20 protein-coding genes are annotated in these 24,507 nt (G+C 72.4%); 10 read left to right on the top strand and 10 right to left on the bottom strand.

All coding sequences use genetic code 11. From position 1 onward, the window contains the following. Window positions 1-26: 26 nt before the first annotated feature. A complete protein-coding gene (locus LV78_RS26350; protein WP_253848356.1) occupies window positions 27-1,469 on the bottom strand; it encodes an LVIVD repeat-containing protein in 1,443 nt (480 codons plus the stop codon). A gap of 203 nt (window positions 1,470-1,672) precedes the next feature. Here LV78_RS26350 and LV78_RS26345 point away from each other — a divergent pair, with 203 nt between their 5' ends. After that, window positions 1,673-2,299, top strand: coding sequence for a DUF305 domain-containing protein (locus tag LV78_RS26345; protein WP_253848311.1), 627 nt, complete (start codon window positions 1,673-1,675; stop codon window positions 2,297-2,299). A 189-nt stretch (window positions 2,300-2,488) separates the two neighbouring features. Here the strand turns inward: LV78_RS26345 and LV78_RS26340 are convergent, their stop codons facing one another. The 3 genes from LV78_RS26340 to uraH all read right to left on the bottom strand — a co-directional run bounded on the left by LV78_RS26340 (window position 2,489) and on the right by uraH (window position 3,849). Then, entirely contained in the window at window positions 2,489-2,758 is a 270-nt protein-coding gene (locus LV78_RS26340) for a hypothetical protein (RefSeq protein WP_253848310.1), read from the bottom strand. 220 nt (window positions 2,759-2,978) lie between these two features. After that, window positions 2,979-3,455, bottom strand: a complete 477-nt coding sequence (locus LV78_RS26335; protein ID WP_253848309.1) for a nucleoside deaminase — start codon at window positions 3,453-3,455, stop codon at window positions 2,979-2,981. 97 nt (window positions 3,456-3,552) lie between these two features. Then, entirely contained in the window at window positions 3,553-3,849 is a 297-nt protein-coding gene (uraH, locus tag LV78_RS26330) for a hydroxyisourate hydrolase (protein WP_253848308.1), read from the bottom strand. 165 nt (window positions 3,850-4,014) lie between these two features. Here uraH and LV78_RS26325 point away from each other — a divergent pair, with 165 nt between their 5' ends. After that, window positions 4,015-5,790 carry a PucR family transcriptional regulator gene (locus tag LV78_RS26325; RefSeq protein ID WP_253848307.1) on the top strand — a complete coding sequence of 592 codons (1,776 nt, stop codon included), beginning with the start codon at window positions 4,015-4,017 and terminating at the stop codon, window positions 5,788-5,790. Window positions 5,791-6,192: 402 nt separating this feature from the next. Here the strand turns inward: LV78_RS26325 and LV78_RS26320 are convergent, their stop codons facing one another. Then, window positions 6,193-9,138, bottom strand: coding sequence for an NB-ARC domain-containing protein (locus LV78_RS26320; protein WP_253848306.1), 2,946 nt, complete (start codon window positions 9,136-9,138; stop codon window positions 6,193-6,195). 255 nt (window positions 9,139-9,393) lie between these two features. On the opposite strand from LV78_RS26320, the gene LV78_RS26315 reads away from it, so the two are divergent. Then, complete coding sequence (locus LV78_RS26315) at window positions 9,394-10,602, top strand: hypothetical protein (protein ID WP_253848305.1); 1,209 nt, start codon at window positions 9,394-9,396, stop codon at window positions 10,600-10,602. Window positions 10,603-10,630: 28 nt separating this feature from the next. Here the strand turns inward: LV78_RS26315 and LV78_RS26310 are convergent, their stop codons facing one another. Next, window positions 10,631-12,691, bottom strand: a complete 2,061-nt coding sequence (locus tag LV78_RS26310) for an ATP-binding protein (protein WP_253848304.1) — start codon at window positions 12,689-12,691, stop codon at window positions 10,631-10,633. Between the two features lie 166 nt (window positions 12,692-12,857). On the opposite strand from LV78_RS26310, the gene LV78_RS26305 reads away from it, so the two are divergent. The 5 genes from LV78_RS26305 to LV78_RS26285 all read left to right on the top strand — a co-directional run bounded on the left by LV78_RS26305 (window position 12,858) and on the right by LV78_RS26285 (window position 17,902). After that, a complete protein-coding gene (locus tag LV78_RS26305) occupies window positions 12,858-13,805 on the top strand; it encodes an SMP-30/gluconolactonase/LRE family protein (RefSeq protein ID WP_253848303.1) in 948 nt (315 codons plus the stop codon). A 231-nt stretch (window positions 13,806-14,036) separates the two neighbouring features. Continuing rightward, window positions 14,037-16,490 carry a sensor histidine kinase gene (locus LV78_RS26300; RefSeq protein WP_253848302.1) on the top strand — a complete coding sequence of 818 codons (2,454 nt, stop codon included), beginning with the start codon at window positions 14,037-14,039 and terminating at the stop codon, window positions 16,488-16,490. A 44-nt stretch (window positions 16,491-16,534) separates the two neighbouring features. Continuing rightward, entirely contained in the window at window positions 16,535-16,963 is a 429-nt protein-coding gene (locus tag LV78_RS26295; RefSeq protein ID WP_253848301.1) for a roadblock/LC7 domain-containing protein, read from the top strand. After that, the gene (locus tag LV78_RS26290; RefSeq protein WP_253848300.1) at window positions 16,960-17,328 is read left to right on the top strand and encodes a DUF742 domain-containing protein; all 369 of its coding nucleotides are present in this window, start codon (window positions 16,960-16,962) and stop codon (window positions 17,326-17,328) included. The genes LV78_RS26295 and LV78_RS26290 overlap by 4 nt, the downstream gene beginning before the upstream one ends. Next, the gene (locus tag LV78_RS26285) at window positions 17,309-17,902 is read left to right on the top strand and encodes a GTP-binding protein (protein ID WP_253848299.1); all 594 of its coding nucleotides are present in this window, start codon (window positions 17,309-17,311) and stop codon (window positions 17,900-17,902) included. The genes LV78_RS26290 and LV78_RS26285 overlap by 20 nt, the downstream gene beginning before the upstream one ends. Before the next feature lie 32 nt (window positions 17,903-17,934). Here the strand turns inward: LV78_RS26285 and LV78_RS26280 are convergent, their stop codons facing one another. Continuing rightward, on the bottom strand, window positions 17,935-19,233 hold the full coding sequence (locus LV78_RS26280; protein WP_253848298.1) for a flavin-containing monooxygenase: 1,299 nt from the start codon (window positions 19,231-19,233) through the stop codon (window positions 17,935-17,937). A gap of 191 nt (window positions 19,234-19,424) precedes the next feature. Here LV78_RS26280 and LV78_RS26275 point away from each other — a divergent pair, with 191 nt between their 5' ends. Continuing rightward, complete coding sequence (locus LV78_RS26275) at window positions 19,425-20,546, top strand: tryptophan dimethylallyltransferase family protein (RefSeq protein ID WP_308208758.1); 1,122 nt, start codon at window positions 19,425-19,427, stop codon at window positions 20,544-20,546. Window positions 20,547-20,661: 115 nt separating this feature from the next. Further along, window positions 20,662-21,246, top strand: a complete 585-nt coding sequence (locus LV78_RS26270) for a GrpB family protein (protein WP_253848297.1) — start codon at window positions 20,662-20,664, stop codon at window positions 21,244-21,246. 50 nt (window positions 21,247-21,296) lie between these two features. Here the strand turns inward: LV78_RS26270 and LV78_RS26265 are convergent, their stop codons facing one another. From LV78_RS26265 to eat, 3 genes are all read right to left on the bottom strand, one after another. After that, on the bottom strand, window positions 21,297-22,157 hold the full coding sequence (locus LV78_RS26265; RefSeq protein WP_253848296.1) for a 3-hydroxybutyryl-CoA dehydrogenase: 861 nt from the start codon (window positions 22,155-22,157) through the stop codon (window positions 21,297-21,299). A gap of 132 nt (window positions 22,158-22,289) precedes the next feature. Beyond that, window positions 22,290-22,979 (bottom strand): CAP domain-containing protein, encoded by a 690-nt coding sequence (locus tag LV78_RS26260; protein ID WP_253848295.1) that lies wholly within the window; start codon window positions 22,977-22,979, stop codon window positions 22,290-22,292. A 105-nt stretch (window positions 22,980-23,084) separates the two neighbouring features. Further along, window positions 23,085-24,500, bottom strand: a complete 1,416-nt coding sequence (eat, locus tag LV78_RS26255) for an ethanolamine permease (RefSeq protein ID WP_253848294.1) — start codon at window positions 24,498-24,500, stop codon at window positions 23,085-23,087. Between the last annotated feature and the right edge of the window lie 7 nt (window positions 24,501-24,507).

Raw genomic sequence — 24,507 nt, 5'->3', positions numbered from 1 at the left:
TCCGCCGCTCCTGGCTCAGGCCCAGGTCACCGGAACAGCTCCCGGTAGTGGCCCTGGGTCTGCACGTTCAGCTCGTCGGTGCGCACCAGCTTCGCGGTGAGCACGCGCGGGTCGCGGATGTCCAGCACGTCCAGGCCCTTGGCCATGTCCGAGCTGTACACGTACCCGTTGTAGTAGTACGCGGACCACGTGCCGCCGCCCGCGCCGTTCGGCAGCGGACCGCGCTCGAAGAACCCGATCTCGCGCGGCCGGGACGAGTCGGTGAAGTCCCACACCGACACGCCGCCCTGGTACCAGGACTGCACCATGATGTCGCGGCCCTGCACCGGGATCAGCGAACCGTTGTGCGCCACGCAGTTCTCGGTGTCGGTCTGGTGCCTGGGGATCTTGAAGTAGCTCCTGAACACCAGCTCCCGGTCGTCACCGCGCCCGGTCACGTCGTAGATGCCGTCCGCGCCCCGGTTCGGGCCGATGGCCTCGTTGCAGGTCGCCGCGCCGCCACCGCCGAGCTCGTCGGTGAAGACGACCTTCGTGCCGGTGTTGTTGAACGTCGCCGAGTGCCAGAAGGCGAAGTTCACGTCGTCCTGCACGCGGCTGATCTCGCGCGGGTTCTCCCGGTCGGAGATGTCCCACAGCACGCCGTCGCCCATGCACGCGCCCGCCGCCAGGTCCTTCGACGGGTAGACGGTGATGTCGTGGCAGCCCGAGGTGGCCGACACGTACCCGGTGGCCACCGAGCCGCTGCGGCCGGGGTTGCCGCCGTCCGGGAACAGCACCCGCTCGCCCAGCAGCGAGGCCGCCGTCGGGTTCTTCAGCGGCACCTTGACGATGGAGATCAGGTCGTGCGGCGGCTGGCAGTCCGGGAAGGCGGCGTTCGGGCTGTACGAGGAGACGTACAGGTAGACGTCCTTGCCCTTCTTGTCCGGCACCAGGGTGTGCGTGTGCGAGCCGCACTTGGTCTCGACCGAGGCGATGTAGCGCGGGTTGCGCTTGTCGCTGATGTCGAAGACCTTGATGCCCTCCCAGGCGTCCTTGTTCGACGCGGCCAGCGACGTGCTGGAGCAGGAGTTGTCGCTGCGGGAGGAGTCGGTGGACAGGAACAGCAGGTTGTCCTTGACCGAGATGTCGTTCTGCGAGCCGGGGCACAGCACGGAGCTGACGACCTTCGGCTGGCGCGGGTTGCGGATGTCGTAGATCGTGAAGCCGTCGTAGTTGCCGTCGAAGGCGTAGCCGTTCTGGAACGCCACGTCGGTCCACGTGGACGAGCTGGTGAACGGCGCCTGCTTCGGCACGTTCGCGACGTGCTTGACGTTGCGGCTGGTGCGGATCTCGTCCACGCCGGGGACGCCGGGCTGCTCGGCGCTCTCCAGCTGGGCCTCGGACAGCCCCGCGAGGTCGTCCTCAGGCGCGGCGACGGCTTGCGGCCCCCAGGCCGCCATCGACAGCGCCAGTGCGATCGCCCCCAGCATGGCGGCAGGCGCTCTCCGCCGCCCGGCCGCACTGCGGATCTTCACCACGTGTTCCCCTTCCAAGGCACGTGCAGGGAATCGCAGTATTACCCCTTCGCAACGCTAAGAACCAGACCCGGACGGTGGTTTTCCGCGTGGTTCTCAAGGTGTGGTTCGGCGGGTATGTTGATCGGTGATCCGATCGCTGAGGGGGTTTGGTGCGGATGCGCGCGGTGATTCTGGCCCTGGTGGTGGCGGTGTTCGGGGCGGCGGCGGGGTGCACCGCCGGAGCCGATCCCGACGCCGCCCCGGTGATCGCTCCAGGGAAGCCGGGCGAGGCCGGGCAGACCGTGGCGCCGGGTGACGTGGGCACCGACCTGTGGTCCGCGCCGACCGAGGTCGACCTGGGCTACGTGGCGAAGATGATCACCCACCACCGGCAGGCGCTGGTCATGACCGAGCTGGCGCCGGAGCGCGCCGAGAACGACGTGGTGCGCCGGATCGCCTCGCGCATCCACGACGTCCAGGGGCCGGAGATCCAGGCCATGGAGTCGTGGCAGCGGCAGTACGGGCAGGCGGGGCAGGCGCACGGGCACGTCGGCGGGGCGGACGACCACGACGACATGCCGGGGATGGCGACCGAGCGGCAGCTCGCGGACCTGGCGGCGGCGCAGGGCGCGGACTTCGACCGGCTGTTCGTGCGGCTGATGGTCGCGCACCACGAGGGGGCGCTGGAGATGGCGCTGGCGCAGCTGAGCAACGGGACGGACGTGCGGGTCGAGGAGATGGCGAACGACGTCATGGCGACCCAGAGCGTGGAGATCGAGCGGATGCGCGCGATCCCGCTCTGATCGTTTCCCGGCGCGTTCCCACGGGTGCTCGCGGGGTGCTCGCGGCTGATTCGGGTTGCGATTCCAGGTCTATTTGTTACGACCCGGATAAATGATCGTCTTGATTGGCTGACGGTCGCTTACCCGGTGCCGGGGAAAAGCGGGAGCGCCCGTTCGGGTACTCCCGCTTCTCGTTTTCGCGACTCGCCGTCACAGCGGGTCGGGCGTGCCGCAGCGGATCTTCACCACCTTGGAGTAGCGGGTGTGCGTGCCGTAGTCGAAGGGCTCGCCGCACGAGCCGTACGACCACCAGCCGACCTCGACGGTGCGGGTGGCGTCCGAGTAGTAGGTGATGGTCACGCTCTCACCGGGCCCGGCGGGCGGGATGGCGCTCGCGGCGGGCGCGGTGGCGAGCAGGGCCCCCGAGGCGAGCGCGGTGGCGGCGAGGGCGGTGGACAGGCGGGCGGTTCTGCGCGGCACGGTGGCCTCCCGGTGGCGGGGACTGGGCGCGACCGACGCTAACCGGCGGCTTGACCTGCGGCGACGGCTGAACGGCCGGACGCGCGCGGTGCCCCGAAGCGCCCGATCGGGGCAGGCGCGCGCCGAGGTGGCGCGCCGTGCCGCCGACCGCCCGCGAACCCTCGCGACCGGGCAGCGGCAGGGTGCCGGGGGCACTCCCTTAGTGGTGCCCCGGCCCCCGTCAGTAGTCCACCCGCCCCCGGTGCGCCCGCCAGGCGTCGAAGGGGGCCGCGTCCACGTCCGTCGGCACGCGCAGCACCGGCAGGTCCCACGTCTCCCTGGGGCGCGCGAGCAGGTCGTGGAACACGCCGTCGTCGAACCCGACCGCCGCCGCGTCGTGCCGGTCCGCCGCGTACACCACTCGGTCCACCCGCGCCCACAGCGCGGCGGACAGGCACAGCGGGCAGGGCTCGCACGAGGACACCAGCACGCACCCCGCCAGGCTGAAGTCGCCCAGCGCCCGGCAGGCCGCCCGGATCGCCACGACCTCCGCGTGCGCGGTCGGGTCGAGGTCGGCGGTCACCCGGTTCGCGCCGGTGGCCACCACCTCGTCCCCGCGCGCCACCACTGCGCCGAACGGCCCGCCGCCGTCCGCGACGTTGCGCACCGCCAGGTCCACCGACTGCCGCAACCAGGCCAGTTCCCGCTCCGCGCCCATGCCGTGCCTCCTGTTCGTGGACCCCGTGTTCCCCGTCGCGCCGCGTTCACGCGCCTGCGGGACCACGCAGCGGTGATCCGGGGCGCGCCGGTCGTGGTCAGCTGCCCCGGTAGGTCGAGTACGCGAACGGCGACAGCAGCAGCGGCACGTGGTGGTGCGCCTCCGGGTCGGTCACCCGGAACGACAGCACCACCTCGGGGAAGAACTCCGACACGCCGCCGGTGTCGAACACCAGCCGGTGCACCCCGACCTCGGGCGACGGCCAGCCGGTGATCCGCCCGTCCGCGCCCGTGCGCCCCTCGGCGAGCACCTCGCCGCCGCGCTCCAACCGGACCGGCACGCCCTCGGCGGGCCTGCCGAGCGCGGCGTCGAGCACGTGCGTGCTGATGGTCACGCGGACCTCCTCGTGGGCCGGGCGGCCAGTACACCCGCGCGGGGGCCCACCCGGCTACGGAGCCGCCGCACGAGCGCCAGCCTGCCGCGCCCGCCGGTTTCGTGCTTTCCTACGAGCCCGATCGGACCCGGCCGGTGGTGCGCCGGGGAGTGCGGAGGTCGCGCGGTGCTCGTGGGAGACCTGCTCCGGATGCCGGACCTGCGGCTGCGCGCCCGCACCGGGGACCGCTGGCTGGACCGGCCGGTGACCGGGGCGCGCACCACCGAGCTGACCGACCCCGGCCGCTACCTGGACGGCGGCGAGCTGGTGCTGTCCGGGCTGCACTGGCACCGCGCCGACGCCGACTGCGCGCCCTTCGCCTCGGCGCTGGTCGGTGCGGGCGCGTCGGCGCTGGCCGCGAGCCGGGCGGGCGCGGGGGAGCTGCCGGAGGCGCTGGTCGCCGCGTGCCTGGCGGTCGGGCTGCCGCTGCTGGAGGTGCCGGAGGACGTCTCGTTCGGGGCGGTGGCGGAGCGGGTGGTGCTGGAGCTGGCCGGTGGCGCGGGCGCGCGGCTGGCGGGGCACCGCAGGCTGGTCGCGGCGGCAGGGGAAGGGCTGGAGCGGCTGGTCGCGGTCGGGGCGGCGGAGCTGGGCGCACCGTGCCGGGTGCTGTCCGCCACCGGCGCCCTGGTGGCCGGGCCCGACCTGCCGCACGAGCGGCGCGCGGCGCTGGTGCGCGACCGCTTCGACGCCGAACGGCTGCCCGTGGTGGTGCGGCGCACCGCGCTGCTCCCGGTGGGCCCCAGGTCCGCGACCGGCTGGCTGCTGGCGGTGGACGGCGGCAGTCCGCACGACGCGACCGCGCTGGAACTGGCCGACCTGGTGGGCCTGGAACGCGCGCGGGTGCTGCGGGAGCGCGCGGCGGCCACCCGCGCGGCGACCCCGCTGCTGCGCGCCCTGGCCACCGGCACGGGCGAGCTGTCGACCCGCGCGGCGGCGGCGGGGTTGCCGGAGGACGAACCGCTCCGGGTGGTCATGCTGTCCACTTCGGACGGACGGGAAGCCTTGCCGCTGCTGGAGGAACTCCTCGCGCCGCTTGCGCCGGACGCGCTGGTGGGCGTGTGGGGCGGGGGCTCGGACGTGGGGCCTGCGGCGGGATCAGCGCAGGCTGCGGGCGTGAGGGCGGACGGCGGGCTTGGTGCGGGAGGCGTCGGCACGGGGGCGAACACGAACCCGCCGAGCGAAGGACCGCCGCCCGCAGCCCCGGCCCACACCGCCGCGCAAACCACCGCTGCCCACCCCGCCGACGCGCAAGCCGCAGTCGCCCCCGCCACTGCCCACATCGCTGACACGCAGGCCGCCGCCGGTCATCCCGCCGCTGGCGCGCAGGCCGCCGCCGGTCATCCCGCTGCTGACGCGCAGGCCGCCACCGGTCATCCCGCCGCCCCCCGAACCGCCTGCGCCGTGCTCCGCACCTCCACCGACCCGTCCCCGGCCCTCCGCCACGCCCTCCGCACCGCCCTCCCCGCCCTGGCCGGTCGCCAGGTCCTGATCGGCGTCTCCTCCCCGGTCCGCGCGGCGGCCCTGCGCGGGGCCGCGCAGGAGGCTTGCTGGGCGCTGGAGCTCGCCGCCGAGCGCGGCTCCCGCACCGAGGTCGTCACCGCCGCCGAGATCCCCCCGCACCGCCTCCTCCTGGCCGCGATCCCCGACCAGGCGCGCGCCGACCTGCGCCGCCGCCTGCTCGGCCCCCTCCTCGACCACGACGCCGCGCGCGGCACCGACCTCCTGAACACCCTGCGCGTGTTCCTGGACTGCTCCGGCTCCTGGACCACCACCGCCGCTCGGCTGCACGTGCACGTCAACACCCTGCGGTACCGGGTGGGCCGGGTGGAGGAGCTCCTCGGCGTCGACCTGTCCCGCTTCGACCGGCGGGTCGACCTGTTCCTCGCCCTTCAGACCGGGTGAAGAAACATCCTGCGATCGAATCATCGGACCGCTGAAAGCATGAAGAAGGGGTGCCCCGAATGGGGCACCCCTTGTACTCCTAGGCCCAGAGGCGGCTGTCGATCCTGAACCGGCCCAACTGGGTCTCCAGGTTGTCGAACCCCCGCGCGGAGTGCGGGCTGTAAGTAGACTGAACCGCATCGACCGAGGTCGGAGCGGCGTGCTGAGATGCTTCTGGGGTCAACGAGAAGATGGTTGCCGCCAGGAGGGCAAGAGGCAATGTCATCCTTGCTGTGCGTGGTTTAACTCGTGCGATCTTACCCCGAACGGGTGGTGGCAACCGTATCGGAACGGTGATCGACAAGTCCAGTCGCACGAAAATAAAACGTTCGTCTTGCTATGTTATTCCATTTGATGGATCGTTCACGATAGGGCTCGCCCCCGCCATGGCGCGCGCGGCCAGCTCCTGCCCTCACGGGTGCCGACGGCCTTCTGCCGCGCGGCCTCCGCCGCTTCCCGCATCCCCAGGACCTGGTAGACCTCGGACGCCCGCTCCCATGCCTCCTCGGATCCCGCCAAACGCCCGGTGCGTCCCAGGGCCTCGGCCAGAACCTCGAACCCGACCGCCTGCCCCAGCGCGTCCCGCGTCCGCTCGCACAGCCGCACCCCCGTGCGCGCGTACTGCTTCGCCTCGAAGTAGCGCTCGGCCTCCAGTTCTACCTCGGCCAGCACCACGCACGCCCGCCCCGCCGCTTCCACGTCCCAGGTCTGCTCGGCCGTGGCGAGCACTTGGGCGCAGTAGTCCGCGGCGGCCCTGGAGTCCCCGCGCTCGCGGTTCACCAGGGCCAGCCCGACCAGGCACTCGCCCTGAGCGCGCGCGTCGTCGAGTTCCCGCGCCAGCTCCAGGGCCTCGCGGTAGCAGGACGCCGACTGGGGCAGGTCCAGCGCGTACCGGTGGGCCTCACCCAACCGGATCAGGCTCACCACCTCGTAGGCCTTGCTGCCCGCAGCGCGGATCAGCCGCAGCGCCCGCTCGTGCGACTCGATCCCCATCACGACGTTCCCGGTCTCCACCAGCACCCGTGCCCCGCCCTGCAGCGCCACGGCGACGCCCGTCTCGTGCCCGAGCTCCCGGAACAGCAGGTGCGCCTGGTTGTAGCGGCTCTCGGCGAGCCCGTACTCGCGCCTGATCAGGTGGACGTGCGCGGTGTTGTTGACCACCACAGCCTCCTCCTCGGCGCCTTCGGGGCCACGTGCCCGCGCCGCTGCCAGCGCGAGGTGCAGGTGCTCCAGGACCGCGTCGAGGTGACCGTGCCGCTTCAGGGTCTCCCCGACCAGGTTCGACAGGGCGGACACCACCGCGTGCCTGCCCGACGCCGCAGCGCGGCGCACGATCGCCGTGACGTTGTCCCGCTCCCGAACGCACCAGCGGGTCGCCGTGTCCGGGCCGGAGAACTCCAGCGGCGCGCACCCCTCGCTCAACGGCCCCAGGTCGTCGTAGCTCAACCGCGAGGGGTGCAGCACCGCGTCGGCGTTGCGCGCCGTGAACAGGTAGAAGTCGAGCAGGCGCTCCACGGCGGCCAGGCGCTCCCGCTCCGGCTCGTCCTCCCCGCAGCGCACCGCGTAGGCCCGGACCACGTCGTGGAGGCGGTAGCGGTCGAGCTCCCCGTGCTGCTCCAGCAGGTTCACCGCGACCAGCGCGTCCAGCTCGCGACGCGCCACCCGCGTGGGCACCCCGGCGAGGGAGGCCGCCACGGACGCGGTGAAGTCCACGCCGGGGTGCAGCCCCAGCAGCCGGAACACCCTGGCCCGTGCGGGCGGCAGCGAACGGTAGGACCACGAGAAGGCCGTGGCGAGCCCGCGCCCCGCGCTGTCCAGCCCGAAGACGTCCTCCTCCTCGAGGTCGGCGACGAACTCCGCCAGCGGCACCGCCGACCGGGTCGTGATGTACCGACCCATCAGGCGCAGCACCATGGGCAGTCCGCCCGACCGCGCCGCCAGGCCCGCCAGCGCTCCGCGCTGCTCGTGCGCCCGCGCCCCGATGAGCCCGGTCAGCAGGAGCTCCGCCCCTTCCTGCTCCAGCGGGTCCACGTGCAGTTGCTCGCAGCCGTAGGTGGCGGCCAGGTCGTCCAGCCGGTCGCGGCTGGTCACCAGCACGACGCAGCTGGACAGCAGCGGAAGCAGCGGCCGGACGTGCTCGGCGTCCGCCGCGTTGTCCAGTACGACGAGGGCGCCTCCCTCGTTGAGCGCGTTCTGCAGCCTGGCCTGCCTGCGCTCCGGTTCCGGAACCAGGTCCGGGGCCTGGTCCAGGGCCTCCAGGAACCGGGCCACCACCGAGGGGGCGGTGACCGGCGCGTCGGAGGAGTAGCCGTTGAGGTCGATGTAGAGCCTGCCGCGCGGGAAGCGGTCCGCGTAGCGCTTGCCCCAGTGCAGCACGAACTGGGTCTTGCCCACCCCGCCTTGGCCGTCGAGGGCCACCACCCCCGGCCTGGGTAGCGCGTCCTGGTCGAACACGAGGGCGGAGAGGGTGGAGGACAGCGCCTCCCGCCCGGTGAAGTCCGGCACGGCCGGGGGTAGCTGGTGCGGCGCTGCCTGCGTCCTGCTCCGCCGAGTCCCCACCGCCGGGGCGTGCTCGCGGAACCGCCGGTAGAAGTCCTGCAGGTTGCGAGCCTCGCGCTCGCCGAACTCTGTCGCCAAGCGGACGCAGGCGCGGGCCAGGAACTCCGACGCCTCCCGACCGCGAGACAGCAGGTGCAGCGTTTCCAGCCTGAGCCTGGCGAACATCGGGCTGTTCCCGTCGCGCTCGGGCAGTTCGTCCAGCACGTTCAGCGCCGCGTTGTACTCGTGCAGCGCGAGGTGCTTCTCGGCCAGCAGGTTGTATGCGGGGAGCAGGGTCTTCTCGCGGACCGAGTCGCGCCACTGCTCCGCAGGTCCTCCTTGCGCCTCGGCCAGCGGCTGGTCGAGCCACAGGTGGACCGCTTGGCGCAGCGCCTCCTTGGCCAGCCGGGAGTCGCTCATCGTCCGAGCCCGTTCGATCAGGTCCTTGGAGCGGAAGTAGTCCACCGCCTCATTGGCCACCTCGGCCCGGTAGGCGCCATGCCTGCGCCGTAGCACGGGCTCCAGGCCCGCCCGCTTCAGCGCCTGCTTGATCTGGTGGGCGTACTTGTAGAAGGTGTCCAGGGGTTTCGCGGGCAGGGCCTGCTCCTCGTTCCACACCCACTCCAGCAGCACGTCCACGGACAACCACTGGCGCGGGTGGGCGAGGAGCACGCCGAGCATCGCGCGGGACTTCGGCGTTCCCCACCCGGTGTCGCGCGCGCCGTCCACCAGGACGCCGGTCCTACCCAGTATCGCGAACTCGGACGGCACCTGTTCCCACCCCCGCTGAAGGCCGCGTGCGCCCCGTGCCGCCGATCCGGTCGTGCGCGGGAAGGGAATCGGAAGACCCCTGGAAACCTTTTGGCAGACCATGAGGGGGTGGACCCCGCAAGAGTGCGGGTTAGCCACCTTTGGACGCTGCTGAGCTGCGGCGACAACACTTCGGGAAACCTGCGGAAGGGTTTTGCCGAACACCGTTGCCACGCTGGTGACCTTGCCGGTGTTGAGCGGGGAGGCGTTGTGCACGTGGGGTGGGAGGAAGGGCCGTTCGGGCCGGGCGCGGAGCGCCGGGTCACCCGAGCCTTCGAGCGGGTTGTCCTGGTCGTGGTGCCGCACGTGGCCGCGGGGACCAGGCTGTTCGACGTGGTGCCCCTGCTGGAGGGCGACCCGAGGATCCAGGTCGTGCTCGCGGTGCAGGGGAGGGTCACGGGGACCGAGGCGTTCGCCCGCGCCACCGGGGCGCGGGTCCTGCCCTGGGACGAGGCGACCGCGCGGCGGTTCGACCTGGTGCTGGCGGCCAGCCCGCGCGGGCTCCAGGACTTGCACGGTCCGGTGCTGCGGATGCCGCACGGGGTGGGGGCGCTGAAGTCGCGGCTGACGCCCAGGTGCGGGAACGCCGGGCCGACGCACGGCCTGGTGCGCGAGCAGTTGCTGCACAACGGGAGGCCGCTGGCCAGTGCGCTGGTCCTGGCGCACGACAGCGAACTGGAGGTGCTGCGGTCCTCGTGCCCGGAAGCGGAACCGACCGCCTTGGTGGCGGGTGACCCCTGCCTGGACCGCGTCCTGGTGTCGTCGCGGCGGCGCCAGGCCTACCGGGAGGCTTTGGGGGTTCGAGACGGGCAGCGGTTGGTGGTGGTCAGCTCGACGTGGACCACCCGGTCCGTGCTGGGGGCGCACCTCGACCTCTACCGGGAGCTGGTCGGTCGGGGCGAGCGCGTCCTCGCCGTGGTGCACCCCAACGCCACCAGCGTGCACGGGGTGCGGCAGGTCCGGGCGTGGCTGCCACCTGAGGTCGGGCTGGTTCCCGCTGCCGAGGGGTGGAGGGCGGCGGTGATAGCCGCGGACGTGTGCGTGGGCGACCACGGCTCGACCACCCAGTACGCGGCTGCGGCGGGGCGTCCGGTGCTGCTCGTCCCGTTCCCCGAAGACCTGGTGCGGCCTGGCAGCCCCGCCGCCGTGCTGCGGGAGCGGGCTGGCGTGCTCGACCCGGCGCTCCCGCTGGACCCCCAACTGGCGCGCGCCCGTCCGGTGCGCGGGTTCGCGAGGGTCGTCAGCTCGCGGCCCGGTGGTTCGGCGGCCCTCCTGCGCTCGGCCGCCTACCGGTTGCTCGACCTGGAGGAGCCGCCGTGGCCCGCGGTGCAGGAACCGGTGCCGCTGCTGCACCTGGTGGAGACCGGGGCGGCTCGAAGGGGGCCCGCACCACGCCCTGAACCGGGACCGCTCGTTCGCGGTTGACCGGTCGGCGCGCGTCCAAGGGGCGCGTTCACTCGCGGCTCAGCTCCGCGAGGCGGTGGGTGAGCGGGGCCGGGACCGGCTCACCCACCGCGCGGTAGTTCGCCGCGGCCGAGCGGAGGTGCTCCAGCGCCCCGGCCCGGTCGCCGTCCAAGTGCGCCAGGTCCGCCAGTCGTTCCAGCGCCTCCCCGAGGTAGCTGGGGGAACCCGTGGTCGTCAGGACCGGCAGGGCGAGGCCGAGGCAGTCGGCAGCCTGGCCCCGGCGCCCCAGCGCCAGCAGCGGGGTCGCCAGCAGGCAGCGCACCCTCGCCAACTCCACGTCCTGGCCGTTGGCGGCCATGATGTCGTGCGCCTCGGACAGCTCCGCGACGGCCTCGGCGTGCCGCCCCAGGTCGGTCAGCGCCTGGCCCACCCGCTGGTGGGCGAAGGCCTCGGCGCGCGGCTGGCCCAGCGTCGTGGTCACCTCCAACGAGGCGCGGAAGTGCTCCAGCGCGGCTGCGGGGTCATCGGGACGTGCGATGCGGCCGAGCTGGCGCAGCGCGGTGGCGGTGATCTGCCGGTCACCCACGACCCGCGCCAGCTCCAGCGCCGCTTCGACCTGCGCGGTGGCCCGCGCGGACGCGCCGGTCTCCTGGTACCCGATCGCCAGCTGCAACCGGAGGCGCGCTTCGGCGTCAGGCCTGCCGTCGCGCGCCGCCGCGTCGACGCCGACCTCGTGGGTGCGCAGCCAGTCCGCGCGGTGGTGGCGGTAGCGGAAGAGACCCCACAGCGCCTCGGCGAGCTGCCACACCGTGCCGTGCCAGCCCCGTTCGGCTGCCGCGCCCTGCACCGCGACGAGGTTGCGCCGCTCGGTGGACAGCAGGTCCAGCGCGACCACGCGGTCCGCCAGCGGAGGGACGACCGCGTACCGGGGACCGGAGCGGGGGCGGGCCGGGATCACCGCGCGGTCGGCGGCCACCGCGAGATCCAGGTACCACGAGCAGAGTCGCAGCAAGGCCGCGTCGCGTTCACCGGGGGGCGTGCGGCTCAGCGCGTGGTCGCGCAGCAGGTCGTGGCACCGGTAGCGGCCGTCCGCCACTTCGACGAGCAGGTTCCGCCGCACCAGTTCGGCCAGCGAGCTCTCCGCCTCGGCGACCGCCACGCCCGTCGCCGCTGCGGCGGCTTCCGCGCCGAACTCCGGCCCAGGGTGGGCCGCGCACGCCAGGTGCAGCGCGGAGAGCGCGTCGGGGAGCTCGGCCAAGGACACGTCCAGCACCCCCATCACCGACGAACCACCCGGCAGGGACAGCATGGACAACCCCGCCGCGCGCAGACTCCGAAGTTCGGCGGACAGGGAGCGGTTGGGGCGGACGGCGAGCCTGCCCGCGACCACGGAGAGGGCGAGCGGGAGCCCTCCGCAGAGCGAGACCAGGTTCCGCGCGGCCTCGCCCTCCCCGACCACCCGGTTCCCGGCTGCCCCCGCCAGGAGGTCGAGCGCGGAAGGCGCGTCCAGCGGGCCCACGTCCACCAGCACGGCTCCGCGCGCGGCCAGCGCGTCCAACCTCCAGCGGCTGGTGACCAGGACGGCAGCCTCGGGTGAGGCGGGCAGGAGGGGGATGACCTGCTCGGTCGAGGTGGCGTCGTCGAGCAGCAGCGCGATGGCCCCGCGCGCGGTCAAGCCGAGGTACAGGCGCCTCAGCTCCGAGGCCTCCCGAGGCAGGTCGTCCTCGCGCACCCCCAGTGAGCGCAGGAGCGACTCCAGCACCTCGCTCCCGGTCCGGGCCGCCCCCAGATCGACGTGCAGCTGCCCGTCCGGGAAGCTCGACCTGTTGGTGTGCAGCCACTTCAGGGCCAACGCCGTCTTGCCGATCCCGCCGACCCCGGTGAGCAGCGCCACCGAGGGACCGTGCCCGAGGCGCAAGGCGTCCAGCTCGGCCAGTTCGGCCGCCCTGCCGGTGAAGCGCGCTGTCGTGGGCGGGAGCTCGAAGGGACGGCGCCTCGCGCGATCGGGGCGCGGCTCAGCGCGCGGGGGATCGCTCAGCAGGGACACGGTGCCGATGCTGCCCGCCTGCACGACGGGGCCGTGCGTGTTCCCCCGCAGATGGTTCTCCACCCTGCCAGGGAACACCAGGACGCGCGTCCCGGAACAGGGGCGCGGACGACTCAGGGGGCCTGCGAACCCTGTCGATTCCCCGTCCCCCCTTCACGCCGCCCCCACTCCTGCGGAAAACTCCGGGACCGGACGTCCCGAGCCCGTCGAGCGAAGGAGCTGTCACCGCATGATCCGCACCACCGGAGCCGTCACCGCCCTCGTCGCCGGGCTCGTCACCGCCCTCGCCGCGCCCCCGCCCGCCGTCGCCGGGCCCGAGCCCCTGGTCGGGCACGCCTTCCCCGCCGAGTTCCCCCTCCCGGACGGCTTCCTCCCCGAGGGCATCACCATCGGCGACCGCCCCACCGCCTACTTCGGCTCCCGCGCCGACGGCGACCTCTACCGCGTCGACCTGCGCACCGGTCGCGGCGAGGTCTTCAGCCAGGGGCCCGGCACCGCCTCGGTCGGCCTCAAGATCGACCGGAGGGACCGCCTCTTCGTCGCGGGCGGGGCGGCGGGGGACGCCAGGGTGGTCGACGCGCGCTCCGGCGCCGTCCTCGCCTCCTACCGCTTCGCCCAGGACGCCGACACCTTCGTCAACGACGTGGTCGTCACCCGCGACGCCGCTTACTTCACCGATTCCCGCAAGGCGCTCCTCTACCGCCTCCCGCTCGGCCGAGGGGGTGAGTTGCCCTCGCAATTCGACGTCGTCCCGCTCAGCGGCGACTTCTCGTTGACCCCAGGTGTGAACAACGCCAACGGCATCACCACCACCCCGGACGGGCGCGCGTTGTTGGTCGTGCAGAGCAACACCGGGAAGTTGTTCCGGGTGAAACCGGACACCGGGCTCGCGCGCGAAGTCGACCTCGGCGGGGAAGTGCTCACGAACGGTGACGGGCTGCTGCTCGACGGCCGTTCGCTCCTCGTCGTGCAGAACCGCCTGAACACCGTCGCGCTGTTCTCGCTCGACCGCGCCGGCACGGCGGCGTCGCTGGTCACGAGGGTGACCGACCCGCGCTTCGACGTGCCGACGACGATCGCCCGGTTCGGCGATCGCCTCTACCTGCCCAACGCCCGCTTCACCACCGAACCGACTCCCACCACTCCGTACAACGCCGTGGCGATTGTCAAGCCGTGACGTTCCGGGACCGCTGAGTCCCTAATGTCCCCCTAGTTCCGAACGGCCCCCTGTTCGGGGGATCGCCCGACTGGGTAGCCTCTGCCTACGCGCTGTGCGTGATCGCGGTCTCTTCGTTACTTTGATCTTGGGTGTTAACGTTCTGTTCGCCGATCGGGTGAACGAAGAGGCGGGTTGCGGTCACGCCCGCGTTTACCGGCAAGCAGGAAGTTCACGAGGCTGCGGAGCGCTGTGAAGCAGAAGGACAAGGTGGAGACGGGCACCAACCAGAAGACCATCCGCTCGCGGCTCACCGGCGTGGTGGTCGTGCCCAGCGTGGTGCTCCTGGTGATGTGGCTGGCCTTCACCTCCTATACGGTCTTCGACGGCTTCTACACCCGCGCGGTCGCGGTCAGCGTCAAGGACGCGTCGATCCCCGCGGTGAAGGCGTTCACCGCGCTCCAGGAGGAGCGCAAGACCGCGATGTCGGTGCTCGCCAAGGGCACCGAGGACCTGACCGAGCTGCACGAGCGGCAGCGCGTCGTGGACGAGGCGAGCGCAGGCATGAGAGCCGCCTTCGACTCCGTCTACGACAGCGCGCCCGACCAGGTCAAGGCCCGCATCAACGAGCTGAACACCCTGCTCGGCGAACTGCCGCAGCGGCGGGCTCAGGTCGAGACGGGCAAGGTCCAGCGGGCCGAGGTCTACAACTACTACAACCGCGTCCTCGACGCGGGCACCACCCTGTTCGACACCCAGGCCCGCGTCGTCCCCGACACCACGGCGGCGCACGGCGGCCTGACCGCGACCAACCTGTTCCGCGCCGCGGACTGGATGTCGCGCTCCACCTCGCTGGCCCCGGTCGTGGTCGGCGCGCAGGACCCCAGCCCGGAGGACCGGCTGGAGCTGGTCAACCTGATCGCCTCCTACCACTCCCTCCTGGCCACCACCGGCCCGGTCGTCGAGTACCAGCTCAAGGAGCACTACGCGGCCCTCACCGGCTCGCCCGAGTGGGCCACGCTCTCCAAGCTGGAGAACGACTTCACCACCGACCCGGACGCCAGGATCAGGCTGGCCGACTGGGAGAGCGCGGCCGGACCGGTCGGCGAGCGGCTGATCGAGCTCGCGGTCCAGCAGGCCACCGTCGCCTCCGACGCGGGCCTCGCCCGCAGCAACAGCCAGTTCATCACCGTGCTGGTCTCCAGCCTGGTCGCCCTCATCGTCGTGCTCGGCGGCATCCTCACCGCCGTGCGCACCTCGAACCGGCTGGTCAACCGCGCGCTGATCACCCGCCTGGTGTCGCTGAAGAACGACTCGCTGACCCTGGCGCACGAGCGGCTGCCCGACATCGTCGACCGGCTCCGCGAGGGCAAGAACGTCGACGTGGAGGCGGAGGTCCCGCCGCTGGACTACGGCAGCGACGAGATCGGCCAGGTGGCCGACGCGTTCAACGCCGCCCAGTTCACCGCCGTGGCCGCCGCGGTCAAGGAGAGCCAGGCCCGCGAGGGCGTCAACCGGGTCTTCCTCGACATCGCCCACCGCAACCAGGGCCTGGTGCACCGCCAGCTGAAGATCCTGGACAAGCTGGAGCGCGAGGAGGAGAACCCCGAGCAGCTCGACGCGCTGTTCCAGCTCGACCACCTGGCCACCCGCGCCCGCCGCAACGCCGAGAACCTGATCATCCTCGCGGGCGAGAACCCCGGCCGCCAGTGGCGCAAGCCCGTGCGGCTGCTGGACGTGCTGCGCGCGGCGGTGGCCGAGACCGAGCAGTACGTGCGGGTCAAGGTCAACCCGGTGCCCGAGGTCGCGCTGGTCGGCGCCTCGGTCGCGGACACCATCCACCTGATCGCCGAGCTGGTCGACAACGCCACCGCGTTCTCCTCGCCGCGCTCGCAGGTGCAGATCCACGCGAGCGAGGTCCCGCAGGGCGTCGTGGTCGAGATCGAGGACCACGGCCTCGGCATCAGCCCCGAGGACCGCGACGCGCACAACGCCATGCTGGCCGACCCGCCCGAGTTCGACGCGATGCGCCTGCGCGGCGAGTCGCGGCTGGGCCTGTTCGTGGTCGCCCGGCTGGCCGCGCGCCGGGGCGTCCACGTGGAGCTGCGCGAGTCGCCGTACGGCGGCACCCTGGCGATGGTCCTCGTGCCATCGTCGAGCGTGGCCGCGCCGAACACGCCCACCGAGTCCGACACGACCATGCTGCTGTCCAGGCGCAGCCTGCACGAGCACGTGATCCCCAGGCAGCACCCGGACCTGGTGGCCGAGCCGGACGAGGAGGAGGAGACCACGACGTTTCCCGACAGCTCGCGGGAGCTGGAGGGTTTCTGGGCGCAGGCCGAAGCCGCTGCGAACGAGGATTCCCGAGCAGCGGAAGGGCGACTGAGCGGAGGGCTCGACCTGTCCTCGCACAGCGGCTCGCTGGAGCCGCCCCGGCGCACCCGACCCGAACCCGAGCGCGAGCGCGAACGACCCGCCGACACCGGCCGCCGCCGCGCCGAGGCCGGTGGCAGGCCCGAACTGCCCCGCAGGCGCAGGCAGCAGCACATCGCGCCCCAGCTGCTGCGCAACGACTTGACCCCGACGTCCGAGCCGCTGTCCGAGGGCCCCGCCGACCAGCAGTCCGCCGACCAGGTCCGCAAGGACTTCTCGGCGTTCCAGCGCGGCACGCGCGACGCCCGCCGCGACGAGGCACCCGAATCCTGATCCGCAGTGGACGGACGACCGGAACCCGGAAAGGCAATTCCCTGATGAGCGACATGGGCCAGCACAACGAACTCAACTGGTTGTTGGAAGACCTGGTCTCCCGCGTGGTCGGCGCCCGACACGCGGTCGTGCTGTCCGCGGACGGCCTCCTGCTCGGACGCTCCGCAGGGCTGTCCAAGGACGACTCCGACCACCTCTCCGCGATGGCCTCGGCCTTCCAGTCACTGGCCAGGGGCACCGGCCGCCACTTCGGCGGCGGCAAGGTGCGCCAGACCATCGTGGAGATGGAGCACGCCTACCTCTTCGTCACCGCGGCCGGGCACGGCGCGTGCCTCGCGGTGCTCGGCGAGGAGGACTCGGACATGGGCATGATCGCCTACGAGATGAACATGCTGGTGAAGCGGGTGGGCAGCTACCTGTCCTCCGCCCCCAGGGGCGGGTCCGTGCTCCCCGGCGCGCGCAGGTCGTCATGAGCCGAGAGGACTCGTGGTACGACGAGGCGGCGGGCCCCCTGGTCCGCCCCTACGCGATGGTGCGCGGGCGGACCCGTCCCCTGCGCCCCGAGCTGCACCTGGTCACCCAGGTGCGCGCGATGCCGTCGCCCTCGGACCCCGACGCGCTCTCGGTGGAGCACCTGGAGATCATGGAGCTGTGCAGGCGACCGCTGTCCGTCGCGGAGGTCGCCGCTTACCTGGACGTGCCGCTGATGGTGGTGAAGGTGCTGCTCAGCGACCTGATCCAGCGCGGTGACGTCGTCGTGCGCGACCCGTCGCGGGCCGCCGAGATCCCCGACCGGAACCTGTTGCAGGCTGTGCTGGATGGTGTTCGTGGAATCTGATCGGTCGGGCGGGGAGCTGCACGTCCCCACCCCAGTCAAGATCGTCATCGCCGGTGGTTTCGGCACCGGCAAGACGACCCTGGTCAACTCGGTCAGCGAGATCCCCGCGCTGCACACCGAGGAGCTGCTGACCGAGGCCAGCGTCGGCGTGGACGACGTGGTCGGGCTGGAGAACAAGGAGACCACCACGGTCGCCCTGGACTTCGGCCGCATCACCATCAACACCGAGGTGGTGCTCTACCTCTTCGGCACGCCCGGCCAGAACCGGTTCTGGTTCATGTGGGACGAGCTGGCCCACGGCGCCATCGGCGCGGTGGTGCTGGTGGACACCCGCAGGCTCGACAGCAGCTTCCCGTCGATCGACTTCTTCGAGCGGCGGGGCATCCCGTTCATCGTGGGGGTCAACTGCTTCGACGACGCCCACGGCTACGCGGCCGAGGAGGTCCGCAGCGCGCTGGACCTCGGCCCCGGCGTCCCGATCGTGCTGTGCGACGCGCGGGACCGGGAGTCGAGCAAGTCGGTCCTGGTGAGCTTGATCCAGCACACCATGGACCGGCTCGACGCGATGGCCTGAGCCCCCCGGACCTCTCCGGGGGGCCGGTCCGCTCAGGCGGGTTGGGCTGCGGGGGCGCCACGACGCTCCCGCAGCGCCGCCAGGTAGCGCGCGAAGTCCACCTGCACCGAGTCGCCCGCCGAGCGCCCGTAGCGCGCCCTGGCCGCGACCAGGTGGGCCCGCACCTCGGCCTCCATCTCCGCCACCGGCGGCAGGGCCGCGCGGCCCTGCACCAGGTCGGCGATCCACTCGCCCTGCTCCTCGACCAGGCGCGTGATCGCCCCGAACGGGCGGATCAGCCCGGCGAAGTACAGCCCGGCCTCCCTCGGCGGCACGACGCGCTGGTACAGCGCGAGCTGCCCGCCCGGCTCGAACCCGGTCCCCTCCGGCAGGAACGGGAACTCGATGTGGAAACCGGTGCAGTGGACGATCTCGTCGACCTCCTCCGAGCTGCCGTCGGCGAAGTGCAGCACCGGTCCTTCGATCCGCTCGATCCCGTTTTTCGGGAAGACCGCCCCGTGATTGATCCGGGAGAGCAGCTCGTCGGAGATGGTGAGCGGGCCGCCGAAAACGCGGTGGTCCGGTTCGAGGAGGCCGTAATCGGTCAGGTCGCCCCGGATGACGCGCAGCGAGAGTTCGATGAGCTGGCGCTGCTCCTCCAGCGACATGCGCGCCCACCAGGGGGACGACGCGATTTCGTCGATGGCGGTGCCGAACATGGTCTTGGGCACCACGTGAACGCCCCGGCGCTGCACGACGAGGGTTTTCGCGGAAACCCTTGACAATTCCACCGCCAGGTCCGCCGCGGTGTTGCCGAAACCGATGACCGCGACCCGCTTGCCCGCGTACCCGTCGGGCGCCGAGTAGTCGGCGGAGTGGATGGCGCGCCCGGTGAAGGTGTCCGCTCCCGGAATTCGCGGGGTGCGCGGGCTCCAGTGGTGCCCGGACGCGACGACGACGTGGCGGAAGTGGCGGACCTCGCTCCCGCCAGTGCTGTTGCAAGTTGCAACCGCCCAGGTACCATCCGTCGAGCGGGTGACCTCCCGGACGTCCGCGCCGAACTCCACGTGCTCGACGACGCCCTTGTGCTCGGCGTAACCACGCAGGTAGGAGGCCATCTGCCGGTGACTCGGATAACGCGGGTACGCGTCGGGGACGGGGAAGTCGGAGTACCCGGTGAGCGCTTTCGAGGTGTTCAGGTGCAACGAGTCGTACGACGGGCCGCGATCGCCAGGCCCCGAGTAGCGCCACAACCCGCCGACGTCGTCGGACCGCTCCAGGACCGTCGTCGGGATTCCCCGCGCGCACAGCGTTCCGGCGACGGCCAACCCCGAGATTCCCGCGCCGATCACGCACACGTGATCTCCGATGGGCCGGTCGGGGTATTGACTTGCTGAATTTCCGGTCACAAGTGCTGCCACTCTTTCGGCCTAATTCGGTTACGCACGGTGCGCCCGTGCGCGATCTGCGCGGTCGACCGCTCCGCGATCCTCCATTGCGCACCAGTTGATCACACGGTAAACCTTGCGCCCGGAGGTGCCTAGTGTCCAGTTGCCCTGCTGTGGTTCACGCCTCACGCCGTACGGCCTTGTACGAGGTGGCGGGAACCGCATATCGTGACTTCGCGGCCCAGCAGTGGGTGGCCGCTTGCGCTGCGCTGGATTTTCCGTTCAGCGAGTTGTACGGGACCCTCCACGAGCTCGATTCGGTGCTCGGGAACTGGGCCGACGAGCCCATCGGGGAAGCACCCAGATATCCGTCGTTCGTTTCCCGCGACGGTTTTCCCCTGGAGTTCTCGGTGAGCTGGCGCGGCGGAGTCGGCGAGGCCAGGGTCCTCTTCGAGTCCCTCGGGGCCGAGCCCACCGCCAGGGGCGCCCAGGAGGCCGGGCGCGCGCTGACCAGGGCCCTGGGCGCGCTGCCCGGCGTGTCCCTGGACCGCTACCTCCTGCTGGAGGACCTCTACGTCACCGACGACCCGGCCCCGTACCGGCCCGCCGTCTGGCACTCCCTGGCGCACCGCAGGGGCGAGGCGAGCCGCTACAAGGTCTACCTGAACCCGCAGACCGGGGGCGTCGACCGGGCGCACGAGGTGATGCGCGAGACCATGCGCAGGCTCGGCATGGAGCGGGCCTGGGACCACGTCGAGCGCGCGGACCTGGACCCGGAGCGGGACGTGCTGGAGTTCGTCGCGCTCGACCTGGACCACCGGGCCGAGGCCAGGGTCAAGGTCTACTACCGCCACCTCGGCGAGGTCGACCTGGACCGCGTCGCCTCCCTCGCCCGCAGGCACGACCCCGTGCGCGCCGCCCCCGTCTACCGGGCCGCGTACGGCGACGAGGTCCCGGTCAACGAGCCGATGACCTGCCTGGCGTTCCGCGAGGGCCTGGACACCCCGGACGAGGCCAACCTGTACCTGCGCCTGCCCAGCGTGGTCGCCTCGGACGCGGAGGCCGCCGACCGGGTCGCCACCGCGATGCGCCTGTGCGGGCTCGACCCCAGGCCGCACCGCGAGGTCGCGGCGGCGCTCGCCCCGCTGCCGCTGGACTCGGTGGTCGGGCTGCACGAGCTGCTCAGCTTCCGCACCTCGGCGGGCGCGGCCCCGGACCTGGGCGTGTACTTCCGGTTCGGCGTCTACGACTCGTCCGTGGACGGCACCCACGCCTGACCCCGGCAGGCCCGGCGGGACCGCGCCCGGCGCTTCGTGATCCCGCAGCTCCCGCCGGGGCCGGGACCCGCCGTCGTGCGCACCGCGCCGGTCCGGGGCGCGCTACGGTTCCCGGATGCCCAGCGCCGAGGAGATCACCCGCCACCACGAGCCCGCCGAGGAGAACCCCTGGGTCCAGGGCGCGCCGCAGCCGGAGGCGGTCGTCATCGCCCCGTACGACCCGGCGTGGCCCGCCCGGTACGCCGAGCTGGAGCGGGACGTCCGCGCCGCGCTCGGCGGGGTCGCCCTGGACGTCGAGCACGTCGGCTCCACCTCGGTGCCGGGGCTGGCCGCCAAGGACGTCGTCGACGTCGACGTCACGGTGGCCGACCCGACCGACGAGGCCGCCTACGTGCCCGCCCTGGAGGCCCTCGGCTACGTGCTGACCGTGCGGGAGCCCTCGTTCCACGAGCACCGCTGCTTCCGGCTCGCCGAGCCGAGGGCGAACCTGCACGTCTTCGGCCCGGACTGCCCCGAGGTGATCAGGCACCGGATGTTCCGGGACTGGCTGATCGCCCACCCGGACGAGCGGGACCGCTACGCCGAGGCCAAGCGCGCGGCGGTTCCCGGCGGCGGCACGGTCATGGACTACAACCGGCGCAAGGAGTCCGTGCTGCGCGGGATCTACGCCCGCATGTTCGCGGCGGCCGGCCTGCTCTGACCGGCCGCCGTGGGGTGGGGACGCCGAGGGGGCCGCCGCAGGGCGGGCGCTCAGCGGTAGTCGTGGAACCCGCGCCCGCTCTTCTTGCCCAGCAGCCCGGCGTCCACCATGCGCAGCAGCAGCGGGGGAGCGGCGTGCAGCGGCTCCTTGTGCTCCTCGTACAGCGAGTCCGCGATCGCCTTCACCGTGTCCAGCCCGATCAGGTCCGCCAGCCGCAGCGGGCCCATCGGATGCGCGCAGCCCAGCACCATGCCGCTGTCCACGTCCTCGGCCGTGGCGAACCCGGACTCGACCATCCGGATCGCGGACAGCAGGTACGGCACCAGCAGCGCGTTCACCACGAACCCGGCCCGGTCGCTCGCCCGGATCACCTGCTTGCCCAGCACGCCCACCGCGAACGCCTCGGCGCGCTCCAGCACGTCCGCGCCGGTCAGCATCGACGGCACCAGCTCCACCAGCTTGAGCACCGGCACCGGGTTGAAGAAGTGGATGCCGACGACCTGCTCTGGCCGCTTCGTCGCCCGCCCGAGCCGGGTGATCGGGATGGAGGAGGTGTTGGACGCCAGGATCGCGTCGGGCCGCTCGACCACCTCGTCCAGCTCGGCGAACACCCGAGCCTTGACCGCCTCCTGCTCGGCGACCGCCTCCACGACCAGGTCCCGGTCCGCGAGGTCGCCGACCCCGGTGGTGAACCGCAGCCTGCCCAGCGCAGCGTCCCGCTCCCCGGCGTCCAGCTTGCCGCGCCCCACGGCCCGCTCCAGCGACCCGGAGACCCGCTCGCGGGCCGCGTCGGCCGCCTGCGCCGAGACCTCCCGGACGACCACGTCGACCCCGGCCCTGGCGCACACCTCGGCGATGCCCGCGCCCATCAACCCGCCACCTACCACACCCACGCGCTGAATGTCGCTCACGGACCGATCCTGCCGGCACCGCCGCCCGCCCACCGGCTCCCGGCAGCGGCCCGCCCCGCCGGTTCGCCGGCGGGGCGGGTCTCCCGTGCTCAAGTCCTGCGGCCGGTCAGCCGCTCGGCCCGGACCGGCCGCTCACTCCGGTTCCGGGTCCGCTCCCAGGTCGTCGTCCGCTCCCAGGTCGTCGCGGGGCCTGGTGGGTTTCACCGAGGCCCCCGTCGCCGGTTTGGTCGCCGTGGCCGGTTTCGTGGCCGTGGCGGTGGCGGGTTTGGTCGTGGTGGCCGGCTTCGCCGTGGTCGTGGTCGGCTTCGCCGTCGTGGTGGTCGGCTTCGCCGTCCCGGCCTGCACGCCGTGGAGCGTCCCGAAGTTCTGCGTCCAGTACGGCCGGTTCTTCTTGTCCGGCGCGTAGGCGACGCCGAGGTCCAGGTAGGCGCAGTTCATGATGTTCGCCTTGTGGACCGGGCTGTTCATCCAGGCCCTCACCACCTCGGCGGGCGTCTTCTGCCCGAACGCGACGTTCTCCCCGATGGTCTGCCAGTCGTACCCGGCGCGGTCGATGCGCTGGGAGGGGTTGCTCCCGTCCTTGCCGGTGTGGCTGAGGGTGTCCGTCTTGGCCATCTCGTCGTTGTGGCCCTTGGCCGCGGCGGCGAGCTTGTCGTTCCAGGCCAGCGCCGGGCAACCGCCCGCCACCCGCTCCTGGTTCGTCAGCTGCCGCACCTGCTCCTCGTAGCTGGGGGCGGTGGTGGCGGGCGCGGCCACCGCGAACCCCGCCGCGGCGAACAGCGCCGCGATGGCCGCCCCTGCCGCGAGCGTCCTGTGCGTCATTGCCATGCCTCCTCCTCGTGCAGTTCCCGACACCCAGGGGTTCCCGAAAGCAGGTTGAACGGCGACCTCACGATGTGATGATTCTTCGCGACTCTCCGTGCGGGATCAGTCCAGTTCTTGCTCCGCACGTGCTATTGCGTCGAACTCCTCCTCGGGGGCGGCGGCTACCAGGTGATGTCTGCTGTAGAACCAGAAGTAGGCCAGCGCGATCACCACGATCCCGGCGGTGATCCCCGCCGCGAACCGGTCCACGAAGAACGTCGCGACCACCGCCGCGACCGCCAGCACGAGCGCGACGCCGGTCGTGACCGCCCCGCCCGGCGTCCGGTAAGGACGCTCCAGCTCGGGCTCGCGCACCCGCAGCACGATGTGCGAGGCGGTCATCAGCACGTACGACAGCGCCGCCCCGAACACCGCGATGTTGATCAGCAGCGCGCCGTCCCGCGTGATCGAGGCGAGCGTGAACCCGATCGCACCGGGCACGATCAGCGCCAGGTAGGGCGTCTTGCGCCGCCCGGTGCGCGAGAGCCAGCGCGGCAGGTACCCGGCGCGGGAGAGCGCGAACAGCTGCCGCGAGTAGGCGAAGATGATCGAGAAGAAGCTCGCGACCAGCCCGGCCAGCCCCACGTAGTTGACCACCTGCGCCAGCCAGGTGTCGCCGCCGTACGCCGCGCGCACCGCGTCCGGCAGCGGGTTGTCCGACGCGCGCAGCGCCTCCGCGCCCGCCCCGCCCGGCGCCAGCACCAGGATCGCCGCCGCGAACACCAGCAGCACCGCCATCGCGGCCATGATCCCGCGCGGCATGTCCCTCTTCGGGTCCCGCGCCTCCTCGGCGGCCAGCGGCACGCCCTCCACGGCCAGGAAGAACCAGATCCCGTACACCAGCGCGCCCAGCACCCCGGCGAACCCGAACGGCAGGAACCCGTCGCCCTCGACGACGTCGAACAGCTTCGCCGAGTCGAACCTCGGGATCATCCCGGCCACGAACGCCACCAGCGCGACCACGGCGACCCCGGTGATGACCAGCATCAGCCGCAGCGCCTCGCCGACCCCGTACAGGTGCACGCCGACGAACACCAGGAAGCACACCAGGTACACCGGCCACGAGCTGGTCAGCCCGAACAGCCCCAGCGTCTCGACGTACCCGCCGATGAACACCGCGATCGCGGCGGGCGCGATCGCGTACTCGATCAGGATCGCGATCCCGGTCGCGAACCCGCCCAGCGGCCCCAGCGCGCGCCGCGCGAACCCGTACCCCGCCCCGGCCACCGGCAGCGCCGCCGCCAGCTCCGCCAGTCCCAGCGCCATGCAGGTGTACATCGTGGCCATCAGCGCGGTCGCGATGACCAGCCCGCCCCAACCGCCCTGCGCCAGGCCGAAGTTCCACCCGGCGAAGTCACCCGAGATCACGTACGACACGCCCAGCCCGGCCAGCAGCACCCAGCCTGCGGCGCCCCGCTTGAGCTGCCGCTGCTCCAGGTAGTCCCCGCCGACTTCCTCGTACTCGACACGCTTGGCCATCTGCGCT

It is taken from the genome of Actinosynnema pretiosum (assembly GCF_024171695.1).
Classification (GTDB): domain Bacteria; phylum Actinomycetota; class Actinomycetes; order Mycobacteriales; family Pseudonocardiaceae; genus Actinosynnema; species Actinosynnema pretiosum.
The sequence above is the reverse complement of the archived record's forward strand: the minus strand, read 5'-3'. Positions and strand labels throughout refer to the sequence as shown.